Origin of the sequence: Saccharothrix tamanrassetensis, from assembly GCF_014203665.1 — a bacterium.
Taxonomy (GTDB): Bacteria; Actinomycetota; Actinomycetes; order Mycobacteriales; family Pseudonocardiaceae; genus Actinosynnema; species Actinosynnema tamanrassetense.
Genome location: NZ_JACHJN010000018.1, coordinates 1 through 13,789, shown reverse-complemented (window position 1 = coordinate 13,789; position 13,789 = coordinate 1). Strand labels below are relative to the sequence as shown.

Annotated in this window: 9 protein-coding genes; 1 reads left to right on the top strand and 8 read right to left on the bottom strand. The window is 73.5% G+C overall.

All coding sequences use genetic code 11. The features are described 5' to 3' along the window. Positions 1-30: 30 nt before the first annotated feature. Positions 31-1,776 carry a carbamoyltransferase family protein gene (locus FHS29_RS35370; protein ID WP_184698932.1) on the top strand — a complete coding sequence of 582 codons (1,746 nt, stop codon included), beginning with the start codon at positions 31-33 and terminating at the stop codon, positions 1,774-1,776. Between the two features lie 8 nt (positions 1,777-1,784). On the opposite strand, the gene FHS29_RS35365 is transcribed toward FHS29_RS35370, so the two are convergent. From FHS29_RS35365 to FHS29_RS35330, 8 genes are all read right to left on the bottom strand, one after another. Then, positions 1,785-3,071, bottom strand: a complete 1,287-nt coding sequence (locus FHS29_RS35365) for a condensation domain-containing protein (protein ID WP_184698930.1) — start codon at positions 3,069-3,071, stop codon at positions 1,785-1,787. Further along, positions 3,068-4,207, bottom strand: coding sequence for an acyl-CoA dehydrogenase family protein (locus FHS29_RS38400; RefSeq protein ID WP_184698928.1), 1,140 nt, complete (start codon positions 4,205-4,207; stop codon positions 3,068-3,070). Before FHS29_RS38400 ends, FHS29_RS35365 begins: the two co-directional genes overlap by 4 nt. Beyond that, the gene (locus FHS29_RS35355) at positions 4,204-5,430 is read right to left on the bottom strand and encodes a threonine synthase (protein ID WP_184698926.1); all 1,227 of its coding nucleotides are present in this window, start codon (positions 5,428-5,430) and stop codon (positions 4,204-4,206) included. Before FHS29_RS35355 ends, FHS29_RS38400 begins: the two co-directional genes overlap by 4 nt. Further along, on the bottom strand, positions 5,427-8,069 hold the full coding sequence (locus FHS29_RS35350; protein WP_184698924.1) for a condensation domain-containing protein: 2,643 nt from the start codon (positions 8,067-8,069) through the stop codon (positions 5,427-5,429). Before FHS29_RS35350 ends, FHS29_RS35355 begins: the two co-directional genes overlap by 4 nt. Continuing rightward, positions 8,066-9,274 (bottom strand): class-II aminoacyl-tRNA synthetase family protein, encoded by a 1,209-nt coding sequence (locus FHS29_RS35345; RefSeq protein WP_184698922.1) that lies wholly within the window; start codon positions 9,272-9,274, stop codon positions 8,066-8,068. The genes FHS29_RS35350 and FHS29_RS35345 overlap by 4 nt, the downstream gene beginning before the upstream one ends. Continuing rightward, positions 9,271-9,531, bottom strand: coding sequence for an acyl carrier protein (locus tag FHS29_RS35340; protein WP_184698920.1), 261 nt, complete (start codon positions 9,529-9,531; stop codon positions 9,271-9,273). Before FHS29_RS35340 ends, FHS29_RS35345 begins: the two co-directional genes overlap by 4 nt. A gap of 43 nt (positions 9,532-9,574) precedes the next feature. Then, positions 9,575-10,435: a 3-hydroxyacyl-CoA dehydrogenase family protein gene (locus FHS29_RS35335; protein WP_184698918.1), complete on the bottom strand. Its 861-nt coding sequence runs from the start codon at positions 10,433-10,435 to the stop codon at positions 9,575-9,577. Further along, positions 10,432-13,789: SDR family NAD(P)-dependent oxidoreductase (locus tag FHS29_RS35330; RefSeq protein WP_184698916.1), on the bottom strand; the 3,358-nt coding region annotated here is incomplete at its 5' end. The genes FHS29_RS35335 and FHS29_RS35330, both read right to left, overlap by 4 nt.

Below are 13,789 nucleotides of genomic sequence, written 5' to 3'. Positions count from 1 at the left end.
CCCCGGAGTCGGCGACCACGAGGGGGATCGGTGATCGTACTCGGATTGAGCGGACTGCCGCACGCGCAGGACGACCACCTCAGGGAGCACCCCGACGCGGAACCCGAGGACCGGCGGATCTGCCAGGGCATGGACAGCGCGGCCTGCCTGGTGCGCGACGGCGTGATCGTCGCCGCGGCGGCGGAGGAGCGGTTCACCGGGGACAAGGGAACCGGCGCGCTGCCCGTGCGGGCGATCGAGTTCTGCCTCCAGGAAGCCGGAATCGGCCCGGACGACGTGGACTTCATCGCCCACGGCTTCGACCACGACAAGTTCCGCCGCTACTTCCACACCACGCCCGCGTACTTCGACCGCGTGCTGAGCAACCGCACGGTGGTCGACGGGCTCACCGCGCTCGGCTGGCGGGACGTGGAACGCCGGTTCCGCCCGGTGGAGCACCACCTCGCGCACGCCGCGTCGGCCTTCCACCCCAGCGGTTTCGACGACGCGCTGTCCATCGTGTCGGACGGGATGGGCGAGTTCGTCTCGCTGACCGTGCAGCGCTGCTCCACATCGGGGATCGAGGTGCTGCACAGCCAGGGCTTCAAGGCGTCCCTGGGCCTGCTGTACTCGATCTTCACCCGTTTCCTGGGCTACACCTTCAACTCCGACGAGTACAAGGTGATGGGCCTGTCCGCGTATGGCGACGCGCGCCGCTTCGCCGACTTCTTCGCGGGCTTCCTGCGCCACGACGGGGGTCGTGTCCACATCGGCTGGTCGCACGACGCGTTGGGGCGCGGCGGCGAGGGCTACCCGACGGCGATGGCGTTCCTGACGAAGGAACTCGGCGTGCTGCCACGGCGTCCCGGCGACGAGGTGGACCCGGTGTACGCGGACGTCGCCGCCGCGTTGCAGGCCCGGTTCACCGCTGTCCTGACGGAGTTCGCCCGGCACTGGCTCGACCGCACCGGGCTGGACGCGCTGTGCCTGTCCGGCGGGTCGTTCCTCAACTGCCTCGCCAACGAGTCGATCGCGCGGATCCCCGGCCTGCGGGCGCTGTTCATCCCGCCCGGCGCGAGCGACGACGGCACGGCGGTGGGCGCGGCGCTGCACGTCGCGGGCGGGCTGCGCGGCGGCTACACCCCGTACACCGGCCCCGGCTACACCCACGGCGACGTCGCCAAGGCGCTCACGGCGGCGCGCGACGGCGGGGCGGCCGTCGAGTGGGCGGACCTCGGGTTCACCGACGAGTACTACGACCGCGCCGCCGACGACCTGGCCGCCGACCGGATGATCGCCTGGTTCGCGGGCCGGATGGAGTTCGGGCCGCGCGCGCTGGGCAACCGCTCGATCCTGGCCCTGCCCAACGGGGCCGACATCAAGGCACGGCTCAACCACGTGGTCAAGATGCGCGAGGGGTTCCGCCCGTTCGCCCCGGCCATCCTCGCCGAGGACTACGCCGAGGTGTTCGAGAACGACCCGGTCGACCCTGCCCGCTACATGCTCTGCACGGCCAGGGTCCGCGAGGGCCAGGCGTCGCGGATCGACGGCGCGGTGCACGTCGACGGCACGGCGCGGGTGCAGATCGTGCGCCGGGAGGACAACGAGCCGTTCTGGACGCTGCTGACCCGGGTCAAGGAGCGCACCGGGCTGGGCTGCGTCATCAACACGTCGTTCAACGTCAAGGACCAGCCGATCATCGCCTCCCCGGAGCTGGCGGTGGAGGGGTTCGCCCGGATGTCGTTGGACCGCCTGTACGTCGAGGGTTTCCGGGTGGGTCGGTCCGCTTCGGACTGAGCGCGGGGTCACAGCGGCCGCACCGGGGTCAGATCGAGTCCGGCCACGGTGCGGGCCTGTCCGGCATCGAGCCGGATCAGGCCCGCCTCGATGCCCGCGGCCACGGTCGCGGGCAGGCCGCCCGGCAGGTAGTCCTCGCTGGCACCGACCCCGATCATCAGGCCGCTGCCGGTCGCGATCGCCAGGTGCAGGTTGGGGCCGGTGCGCTGGGTGGAGCCCCGCCAGGCGACGGACGTGCGCAGCGGGGAGGCGGCGTCGGGTTCGGCGTCGACCGGGCCGAGGAAGTTGAAGTGCTTGGCGAACGCCGTGGGGTCCGGGTCCGCGACCCCCGCCTCGGCCAGGGCGGCGGTCAGCGCGTCGACGTCGTAGGAGCCGTGCAGGTACGCCGTGAGGCACCGCAGGTACCCGTTGGTCAGGTACTCGTCGGGATCGAGGTCGCCGTCGACCTCGATCGTCACCGGGCTGTACTGGTTGAGCGAGGACACCAGCCCGGTCCAGCGCCGGTCGAGCCGGTTGGCCGCCATCAGCGCGAACGTCACCCGGTCGCGTCCCTCGTGCCGGGCCAGCGCCAGCGCGCCGACCGCGAGCACGATCGACTGCGGCGACACCCGCAGCCGTTCGGAGAGCGAGGTGGTCGCGGCGAGCGCGGCCGGGCTGTACAGCGAGGCGCGCCGGCGGGGGCTGCGGTCGCCGGGTTCCCGGTCGGCGGCCTCCAGCGCGGGCCACACCGCGGTCCAGTGCGCCAACGCCTGCCCGCCGGTCTTCGCCCGCTGCTGCCCGGCCAGGTCGGCGGGTTGGGCGTCCGCGACGACGTCGGCGCCGTCCAGCGCGGCGAGGAACTGCGCCTCCAGGACGCGCAGGGCCTCGTTGTCGGCGGCGGCGTGGTGCACGACGGCCACCAGGTACACCGGGTCGCCCTGCTCGACGGCCACCACCGCCCGCCACGGGCGGTCCCGTTCGACGTCGATGGGCGTGGCGGCCAGGTCGGCGGCGATCCGGTGGGCGGCCTCCGGCGTGGCGTCGGCCAGGTCCACGGTGGGCAGGGGCGTGGAGCCGAAGGCGTGCACCTGTTGTTCCACGCCGTCGTCGGTGACGTGCAGGGTCGTGCGCAGCGATTCGTGCGCGGCGACGAGCCGCAGCCAGGCGTCCATCGCCTGGGCGGTGTCCGGGCCCGGCGGGATCTCCCAGACGCTGACCAGGTTGGCCACCTGCTGCCCGTCGGGCCCGTGGACGGCCAGCGACCGCATGACGGAGAGCTGGCCGAACGTGGCGGGCGCACGGCGCACGGCGGTCACCGGGCACCCACCCTGGCCGCGTACTGCCCGAGCAGGGTCTGCTGGATCTGCGTGGTGCCCTCGATGATCTCCAGCACCTTGGCGTCCCGGTAGTGCCGCTGCACGGCGCTGTCGCCGATGCCGCTCGCGCCGTGCAGCTGGACGGCGTCGGAGGCCGCCCGCACCGCCACGGTGGACGCGCGGTACTTGGCCATCAACGTGTGGTTGACCGCCTCCACCGAACCCTGCTCGCGGCTCACGCCCGCCTGGTAGCAGAGCAGCCGGGCGGCGGTGGTGTCGGTGACGAGGTCGGCCAGCATCGCCTGGACGAGCTGGTGGTTGCGGATCTCGGTGCCGTACTGGGCGCGTTCGCCCGTGTAGGTCGCGCAGGCCCGCAGGCACGCCTCGGCCAGGCCGACCGCGCCGCACGCGGTGCTGTAGCGGCCGAGGTCCAACGCGCCGGAGGCGACGAACGCCAGACCGAGGCCCGGCCTGCCGACGATGCTGTCACCCGGGACGACACAGCCGTCCAGGGTGATCTCGCCGAGCAGCGAGCCGCGCAGCCCCAGCAGGCCGGTGATCGGCGCGACGGACAGGCCGGGGGTGTCGCGCTCGACGAGGAACGCGGTGTGCTTGCCGTCGAGGTCGGCGAAGACCAGGAACACGTCGGCGATCTGCGCGAAGCTGATCCACTTCTTGGTGCCGTCGAGGCGGTAGCCGCCCCGGTCGGGACGTGCGGTGGTCGTCACCGCGCCCGCGTCGCTGCCGACGCCCGGCTCGGTCAGCGCGAACGCGGCGACTGCCGTGCCGCCGAGCAGCGGCCCCAGCCAGCGTTCCCGCCGGCCGTCGGAGCCCCACTGGAGCAGCGAGTGGACGACCATGTCCTGGACGGCGACGAAGTTGCGCGCCGACTGGCACGCCCGGCCGATCTCCTCGGCGAGCAGGCCGTAGGCGACCATGCCGAGCCCGCCGCCGCCTTGCTCGGCGGGCACCGCCGAACCCAGGTAGCGGTGCTCGGCGAGCACGGCGATCGTCTCGCGGGTGACGGCCTGCCCGGCGTCGATCCCGGCGGCGCGCGGCACCAGTTCCCGATCGGCGAACGCGCGGAACTCCGCGCCCTGCCGGGCCTGGTCCGGTGTGAGGTACCCGGGGGTCACGCTGCTCCTCCTGCGTCGTCGCGGTGCTGGTCCGGTGTGGTCCGGTAGTGGCCCGACAGGTCGCGGCCGGTCAGGACGGCGAGGGCCACCTCGTCGCGGCCGATCCGCCCGGCGGCGGCCTCGGCACGCAGGGCGGCCACGGTGGCCGCCGACGAGTGGCAGACGTCCAGGTCTTCCAGGTCGGCGAGCATCGCCTTCGCCGTGACCAGGTCGTCCTGCGCCACGGCGACGATCGAGCCGCCGCTGATGTGCGCGATCTCACGCATGTACGGGTAGGTCGCGCGGCCGTCGCCGAGCAGGATCGCCCTGGCCAGGCCGTGCGGGTCGGGCACCACGTCGGCGTCGGTCAGCTCGGCGCGCCCTTCGGCCCACGCCCTGGCCATCGGCGCGCACGTGTCCTGCTGGGCCATCAGGAACCGGGGCCGCGCGGACAACCGGCCCAGGTCCAGGTACTCCTCGGTGCCTCTGTGCGCGGCCATGATCCCCATACCGCTGCTGACCGCCTGGACGACGACGTCCGGCGCGGTCCCGGCCGCGCGCAGTGCGTCGTAGGCCTCCAGGTAGGTCAGCTTCAGGCCCGCGCGCCTGGCCCAGTTGAAGAAGCCGCCCTCCCAGGTCAGGCCGCGCTCGTGGGCGAAGCGGACGGCGGCGTCGCTGGCCTCGGCGTAGCAGCCGTCGACGGGGGTGAGCGAGATCCGGTCGTCGGTGGGGAAGCGCTGGTCGGCCACGAAGCCGGCGCCGCAGAAGAAGTGCGCGCGCATCGTGGGGTCGCCTTCGACGGCGCGGGCGAGCGCGGTGGAGCTGTTGCCGGTGCTGGAGGCCACCCACTCGGTGATGCCGAAGCGCCGGAACACCGCCAGCACGATCGCGGCGAAGCGGTCCTTGGTGGTGCCGGTCGGCTGGCGCGACTCGTCCTTGACCCACAGGTTCGGCACGCCGATGGCCGCACCCAGCCGGGGCGCGGGACGGCACGGCGTGGCCACGCTGAGCTCCGCGTCGGGCAGGTCGTCCGCGTCGGCCGGCAGGAAGTCCAGGTAGGCCAGTTCGGGCCGGTGGTGCGGGCGCGGCGCGGCCCCGGTCAGGTCGAGCACCGGTTCCAGGGCGCCCGCGCAGGACGGGCAGCGCAGCAGGAAGCGCGGCGCGGTCCGCCAGTCGCAGCGGACGCACCGCAGGTGGAAGGTGGTCGGCCCGCTCGCGGCGGTGCGCGGGTCGGTCGTCGTCATCGGTGCCCTGGCCTCTCGCTTCGGCTCGCTGGTGCTGGGTGGGACAGCCCCGTCAGCGCGGTCAGCGCCGCCAGCGGGCCCGCGCTGTCGTCGTCGCCGTTGCGCATGGTGGCGACCACGTCGACCGGCGTCCCGGCCGCGCACTGGCGCAGCGCGGGCACCAGCACCGGGTGGGCGCTGACCTCCACCAGCACGTCGTGGTCGGGCAGCAGGACGGCCACCGCCTCGGAGAGCCGCACGGTGCGGCGCAGGTTGTCGGCGAAGTACGCCGCGTCCACGGTCCGCCAGTCCAGTTCGGCCCCGGTGACCGACGAGATCATCGGCACCCGGCCCGGCCCGGGTCGCAGCGTTCCGACGGCGCGCACCAGGTCGGCCATGATCGGGTCGATGGCGGGGCTGTGCGCGGCCAGGTCGACCCGGACCGCCGCGCACAGCACGTCGTCCGCCCGCAGCGCCGCGACCAGCTCGGCCAGTTCCGCGGCGGGTCCGGCCAGCACGGTGGTGCGCGGGCCGTTGTGCGCGGCGACGCTGAGGGAGCTGCCGGCCGGCAGGCGTGCGCACAGCTCGTCGGCGGACAGCTCGGCCACTGCCATCCCGTGGCCGGGGCCGGCGACCCGGCGCTGCTGGTCGCTGTAGTGGTGGACGAGGCGGACCGCGTCGGGCACGTCGAGGATGCCCGCGACCGCGCAGGCCGCGATCTCCCCGACGCTGTGCCCCACCACGGCGGACGGTGGCGCCCCGTGCGCCTCCAGCCACCTCGCGATGCCCACCTGCACGGCGAACACCACCGGCTGCATCACCCCGACGTCCCCGGTGCGGGCGTCGGGCTCGTCGAGGAACAGCTCGTCCACGATGGACCACCCGGTGTGCTCGGCGAGCGCGGACGAGCACTCCTCCAGCGCGGCCCGGAACACGGGTTCGGTGCGGAACATGGTGCGGCCCATTCCCATCCATTGCTGGCCGTACGGGGAGAAGACGAACGCCGCCCGTCCCTTCGTCCGCGCCGGGGCGGCGGGCGGCGGCAGCTCGGCCACCCGCCGCGCCCCCGTGCCCAACGCGCTGATCGGCAGGTCCGGCCTGGCCGCCGCGGCGGCCAGGAAGTCGGTGAACCGGTCGAGCAGGGCCACGGCGTCGGCCTCGGCGACCAGGTCGACAGCGTAGGTCAGGCCCACCGCGATCCCGCCGCCCGCGGGCTGTTCGACCAGCTCGAACCGCAGGTCGAAGCGGGTGATGTGCTCCTCGACCGGCACCGGGGCGACCACGAGACCGGGCAGCCGCAGCTCGGCGGTCGCGGTGTTCTGGAACGCCAGCATCACCTGGATCAACGGGTGCCACGCCGGCGAGCGGACCGGGTTCAGCGCCTGCACGAGGTGGTCGAACGGCAGGTCCTGGTTGGCGAACGCGGCCAGGTCGGTGGTGCGCACGCGGTTGAGCAGGTCGGTGAACGACGGGTCGCCGTCGGTGCGGGTGCGCAGGACGAGCGTGGTGACGAAGAACCCGACCAGGTCGTCCAGCGCGTCGTCGGACCGGCCCGCCGCCGGGATGCCGATGGCGATGTCGGTGCCCGCCCCGGCCGTGGTCAGCACGGTCGCCAGCGCGGCCTGGACGAGCATGAACACGCTGGTGCCGGTCTCCTTGGCCAGCCGGAGCAGGGCCGCGTGCACGTCCTCGGGGACGACGCCGGCCACCCGGCCGCCCCGGTGGGACAGCACGGCGGGGCGCTCGCGCAGGCGGTCCAGGCGCAGCCGCTCGGGCATCCCGGCCAGCTCGCCGCGCCAGAACCGGGTCTGCCGGCTGAGCACGCTGTTCGGGTCGTCGGCCCGCCCCAGGACTTCCTGCTGCCACAGGGCGTAGTCGGCGTACTGCACGGGCAGCGGTTCCCAGCCGGGTGCGGCGCCGCGCTGCCGTGCGGCGTAGGCGGCGCCGAGGTCGCGCAGCAGCGGCGCCAGCGACCAGCCGTCGCAGGCGATGTGGTGCACCACGAGCAGCAGCACGTAATCGTCGTCGGCGATCCGCAGCAGCCGCGCGCGCAGCGGCGTCTCCCCGGTGATGTCGAACGGGTACCCGGCCGCGTCCGTCAGCGCCGCGGCCAGCCCGTCCTCGGTCACGGTCGCGGTGGCCAGCTCGACCGGCGCCTCGTCGGGTTCCAGCACGACCTGCTGCGGAACGCCGTCCCAGTCCGGGTACGCGGTGCGCAGCACCTCGTGCCGGGCCACCAGGTCCTGGAGGGCGGCGTCGAGCGCGGCCACGTCCAGCGGGCCGGTGAGCCGGTGCGCGATCGGCATGTTGTAGTGCGCGGCCTCGCCGTGCAGCCGGTTGAGGAACCACAGCCGGGCCTGCGCCGCCGACAGCGGCACGGTGTCCGGCCGGTCCGCCCGCACCAGCGGCGGACGTCGCGGCCCGCCCTCGGCCAGTCGTTCGGACAGCAGCGCGACGGTGGGCGCCTCGAACACCGCGCGCAGCCCGATCTCCACGCCCAGCGCGGCGCGCACCCGGGCGATCAGCCGGGTCGCCAGCAGCGAGTGGCCGCCCAGCTCGAAGAACGAGTCGTCCACGCCGACCTCGACGACGCCCAGCGTCTCGGCGAACACCGCGCACAGCAGCCGCTGCCGGTCGTCGGCGGGCTCCCGGCCCGTCATCGGCGGTCCTCCCGCAGCCCGGCGCGCACGCGCTCGGGCCACTGCGCCTCGTCCAGCCCGAACTGGCAGAGGAACGCGTAGGCGAGCCGTTCCAGGCCGAACCCGACGCAGCCGCTGCGCACCGTCTCGCGGGGGTCGCCCGCGCCGATGTCGAACGCCTTGCCGAACAGGTCGTCGTGGAAGTTGAACGAGGCGACGGCGATGTCCCGGTCGGCCGCGACCGGCAGCCGCAGCTCGTACTTCAGGCCCAGCAGCCGCTGCGACCAGATCCGGGACGGCGTGTCCGTGCCGCCGAAGAACGGGTCGTTGCCCGTCTCGCACGTCCCGGCGAACCCCAGTTCGTCGAGCAGGGCGAACGCGCGGCCCATGAACGTCTCGCGGGCCGCCAGCACGTCGTCGCGGGGGCCGAGGAACACGATCTCGCGGATGGTGAAGTCCCACAGCCGTTCCAGCGTGGTGGCGTACCCGGCCTCGAACCGGAAGGACTTGCCGCGCGCGGTGATCACGTGCACGCCCGGGTCGAGCGTGCGGCCCTCGTGCTGGTGGAACGTGTGGTAGCACATGGTCGGCGGCAGGCAGTAGTCCACGTTGCCGCCCAACGCCAGCACACCGGGTTCGAGGCCCGCACCGTACGTGCGGTGGAACTCCCGGTAGACGTCGACGTCGTTGCGCAGCCGGGTGACCAGCATGAGGTGCTGCGGGAAGCTGGTGAAGTAGCCCGCCTTGGCCAGCGCGTCGGTGCGGATCAGCGTCGGGTAGCGGTAGGCGGTCGCCGTGAAGTCCTCGGCGAGCGCATCGAGCACCAGCCGGTCGAAGAACTCCAGCAGCGACAGCAGCGGCTCGCCCACCGCGACCTGGCCCTCGCCCACCTCGGTGACCGCGCCCGCCTCGGCCAGCGCCGGGAACGCGGGCGTCGTGGCCCGCTGGTGCGGGGACGACCAGACCACCGTCGCCGGGTTCGCCAGCTGCGGGCGCACGTCGGCGTCCAGCAGCCGGTTGAGCTTCCCGGCGACGGCCTCGGCGTCCAGCGGGGCGGCCGAGTACAGCACCACCCCGCGCAGGTCGCCGTCCTCGGCGGTGTCCAGGCGGTAGCCGGTGATCTCCGGGGAGACGAACAGCAGCCGCCTCCCCACCTCGTCGGCCAGCGCGGCGGGCACCGGCGGGTCGAGCGGGATCACCGTGCCCGCCTCGGCAGCGGCACTCATGCCGCGGTGCCCACCAGGCGGACCAGCCCGTCGACGGTGCGGAAGTTGTCGAAGTCCATGTGCTCGGGCTTGAGCACGATCGAGAACTCCTTTTGCACGAACGCCGCGAGCTGCATCGCGAACAGCGAGTTGACGTAGCCGAGGGCGAAGTAGTCGTCGGTGTCGGCGATCACCTGGCCGCTCATGTGCGGCAGGAGGAAGGCCCGGATGCGCGCGCGGGCGTCGCCGGTGTCGGTCGTGGCGGTCGTGTCGGTCATCGTTCGTGCTCCCCGTCGGCGGTCGGTCAGGTGTGGTTCCGGGTCAGTAGGTGTAGAAGCCGCGGCCGGTCTTGCGGCCCAGCAGACCCGCCTCCACCATCCGCACGAGCAGCGGCGCGGGCCGGTACTTGCTGTCGCGGTAGCTCTCGTAGAGCACGGTGATGGAGTTGAGGATCGTGTCGAGGCCGATGAGGTCGCCGGTCCGCAGCGGACCCATGGGGTGGCCGAAGCACCCTTGGAACATCAGGTCGACCTGCTCGGCGGTGGCCACGCCGTCCTGCACGCAGAAGATCGCCTCGTTGATGGTGGGCATCAGCACCCGGTTGGTGACGAAGCCCGGCGCGTCCTGCACGACGATCCCGGTCTTGCCCATGCCTGCCAGCAGCTCCGACGCGGTGTCCAGGGTGTCCTGGGACGTGAAGGTGCCCCGCACGACCTCGACGGTGTCGAGCATCGGCACCGGGTTCATGAAGTGCAGGCCCAGCACCTTCGGCGCGCGCCCGGTCACCGACCCGACCCGGGTGATCGGGATGGCCGAGGTGTTCACGCCGAACACCACGTCGGGGCGGCAGATCCGGTCGATCTCCTCGTAGACGGCCCGTTTGACCGCCCAGTCCTCGGTGACGTTCTCCACCACGAAGTCGACGTCGGCCAGCGCGTCGTTCGCGGTGGCGGTGCGGACGCGGGCCAGCACCGCCGCCGGGTCCTCGTTCCCGGCGCGCCCGGCCGTGCCGGGCAGCATGCGCAGCACCAGCAGGTCGCGGGCGATCTGCTCGGTGGCGTCGGCCAGTTGTCGTGCGGAGACGTCGACGAGCACCACGTCGTGACCCGCCTGCGCGAGCGACTGGGCGACGCCGCGCCCGATCGTCCCGGCTCCGATCACGCCTACGGTCCTGGGGGTCACGCGGTGTCCTCTCCGGTCGGCCCGCCCGGCGCGGTGGTCGACGCGTCCAGGTGCCCGGCCAGTTCGGCGACCGTGACGTACCGGAACATGTCTGCCATCGACACCCGCAGGGAGAGCGTCTTGTGGATGTTCTGGGCGATGCGCAGCGCGGCCAGCGAGTCGACGCCGAGGGCGAAGGAGCTGTCGCGCACGTTCAGTTCGGTCAGCCCCAGCTCGGCCGCCCAGATCCGGGCCAGCGCCCGCTCGGTCGGCCGGTAGTCGCCGTCGGCGCGGCCGTGCAGCACCGGTCCGTCCGCGGCGCGGGCCTCGTCGCCGCCGCCCCGCGCGTCGGCCACGGCCCGGCTCAGCGGCTCGGACAGCACGACGGGGGAGCGGCGCAGCATCGCGGCCACGGCGGGGTCGCCGAGCCGGGCCCGGTTGACCTCGCCGACGACGACGCCGGTGCGGCGGGCGGCCAGCACCTCGTCCAGGCTGGCCAGCGCGTCGGCGATCGACACCGACCGGAAGAAGCCCTGGTCGGGCGGCACGCCGTGGTCGGCGGCCATGCCGGTCTCCAACCAGTCGGTCCAGGCGATCGACACCGCGTCCCGGCCGCGCGCGGCCAGTTCGCCGGCGTAGGCGTCGAGGAAGGCGTTGGCGGCGGCGTAGTCGCCCTGCCCGGCCGGGCCGAACACGGCCACCGTGGAGCCGAACAGCACGGTGGTGGGCCGGTCGTCGGCGGTGGCCTCGGCGATCGCGACCGCGCCGAGCACCTTCGGGTCCAGCGTGCGCCGGAACGTGGCGGTGTCCTTGCGGAACAGGAACCCGTCGCCCGCGACGCCCGCCGCGTGCAGCACGCACCCGACCGGCCCGAGGTCGGCCCGAACCCGGCGCACCGCGTCGGCGACCGCGTCCGCGTCGGTGACGTCGACCGCGTAGGTGCGGACCCGCGCGCCCGCCTCGACCAGGTCCCGCACCGCTGCCGCCCGCGCGGCAGCACGCGGGTCGGTGTCGTGCGGCTGTGGGACCGAGCGGGCCAGCAGCGCCAGCCGGACGCCGGGGACGGTCGACGCCAGGTGCTTCGCGCAGGCCAGGCCGAGACCGCCGAGACCGCCGGTGATCAGGTGCACCCGGTCGGACGGGACCGCGTCGGACCGGGGGCGCGCGCGCAGGTCGACGGCCGCCAGCTCGCGCACGTACCGCTCGCCGTCGCGCAGCGCCACCGTGACGGGGGCGCGTTCGCCGACCAGTTCGGCGCGCACGGCGGCGAGGTCGGTGCCGACCTCGACGTCCACGCAGCGCACCTCGGTGTCCTGGCTCTCCGCGCCGATCACGGCGGCCAGCCCGAACAGGGATCCGTGCACGCCCGCCGGGACGCCTTCGCGGCCGGTCACCGCCGACACCACGGGCGCGACGACGCCGAACCGCTCGGGCACGACGCCCCGGTCCGACAGCGCCCGGGTGAGGTGGAACAGGGCGAGCACCCCGGTGTCGAGCCGGGACGCGACACCCGCGTCCGAGGCGGGCGCGGCGACATGGATCACCAGGTCGGGGCGTCCGGCCAGCCCGTCCACCAGGTCGCCGAACCCGGCGACGGTGGGCGGCACGGTGAAGCTGCGGTCGTCGTGGCGGGCGAAGGCGTCGCCGAGCACGGCGATGTCCACTGTGGACTCCACCGATCGGAACTCCTCGGCGAGTGCGGCACCCGCGCTGCCGGGTTCGGCGATGACGAGGACACGGGCCGGGGTGTCCGTCGGGCCGGTGCCCTCGGTGGCACGAGTCCAGTCCAGCGCGTGGTGACGGCTGTGTGGGCGCAGCCGTGCGACCGTGCGGCCGGCGTCGGTGACCCGCTTCGTGGTGAACCCGACGATCGTGGCGACCGGCGTGCCCGTCTCGTCGTAGACGTGGACGTCGACGCTGCGGACCTCGCCGTCGAGGCGGGTGTCGGGGTGTGCGGTGATCAGGCTCAGCGCACGGGCGGGCAGCGGGCCGTGCAGCACCAGCCGGTCGTAGCCGACGGGCAGGAAGAACCCGCGGTCCGCGTCGGCGGCCGCACGTTCGGCGGCGGACGCGGCGACGGCGAAGCCGGTGAACCCGGTCGCCAGGTCCAGCAACGCCGGGTGCAGGCCCAGTTGATCGCACTCGGCCCGGTAGCGGTCGGACAGGGCCAGCTCGCCCAACGCACTGCGGTGTCCGATGTGGACTGCGCGCAGGCTGTGCACCCACCGTTCGCCGAACGCCATCACCCGGTGGTTCGACTGCCGCGCCGACATGTCCAGGGTCTGCTCGACGCAACGGCCGCGCAGCTCGGCGGGGTCGACGTGGAGCGGGGCGGGCGTGGGGACGGTGCTCGCGATGCCCTGGGCGTGCCTGGTCCAGCGGTCCGTCGTCGGGTCGTGGGAGTCGACGGTGAAGACCATGGTCCCGTCGTCGTCATCGCGGACGGTGGTGTGCACCGTGCGGGGCTTGCCGTCCTGGACGAGCAGCGGCACGAGGAAGACGACGTCGCGGAGTTCGGTGACCGGCCTGCCGGCGTGGTGGGTCGCGGCGGCACGGGCCATCTCCAGGTAGGTCGTGCCGGGCACGATCGCCTCTCCGAGCAGCCGGTGCTCGGAGAGGACCCAGTGCCGTGCGGTGTCGAAGTCGGTGCGGAACACGCTCTGCCCGGCCGACCGCAGCGCGACGGCGTCCAGCAACGGGTGCGGGCCGCGTCCCGGGACGGGTCCGGCGGGCTCGTCGTCCGGGATGTCGAGCCAGTGCCGGGTGCGCCGGAACGGGTAGGCGGGCAACGACACGCGTCGGCGCTTCCCGTCGGACAGGGCTTCCCACCGCGGTTGCGCGCCTGCGACCCACAACCGTGCCAACGCGTGGCGCATCGTCTCGACCGCGCCTCGACGGTCCCTGCGGTGCGGGAGCGACGCGACCGTAAACGCGGTCGACCCGGCGAGGATGCGTTTGGTGAGGGTGGTGAGGGTGTTGCCGGGTCCGATTTCGAGGTAGGTGGTGGTGGGTGTGGTGGTGTTGGTGATGGCGTTGTTGTATTCGACGGTGTTGGTGAGTTGGTCGGCCCAGTAGTTCGGGTCGGTGGCCTGTTGGTCGGTGAGCGTGGTTGCGGTGGTGGTGCTGGTGATCGGTGTTGTCGGGGGGTTGAGTCGTGTGGCTTGTAGGTGGGTGAGGAGTTGGCGGGCTGCCTCGCGCATGCTGGGGTGGTGGTAGGCGTGCGGGGTGGCGAGTTGTTGGGTGATGGTTCCGTTGGCTTGCGCGGTTTGTTGGAAGTTCTGGATGTCGTGGGCGGTTCCGGTGATGACGCAGTCGTGGGGGCTGTTGTGTGCGGCGAGGGTGATGCCTGTGGGTAGTTGGAGGTTGTCGCGTGTG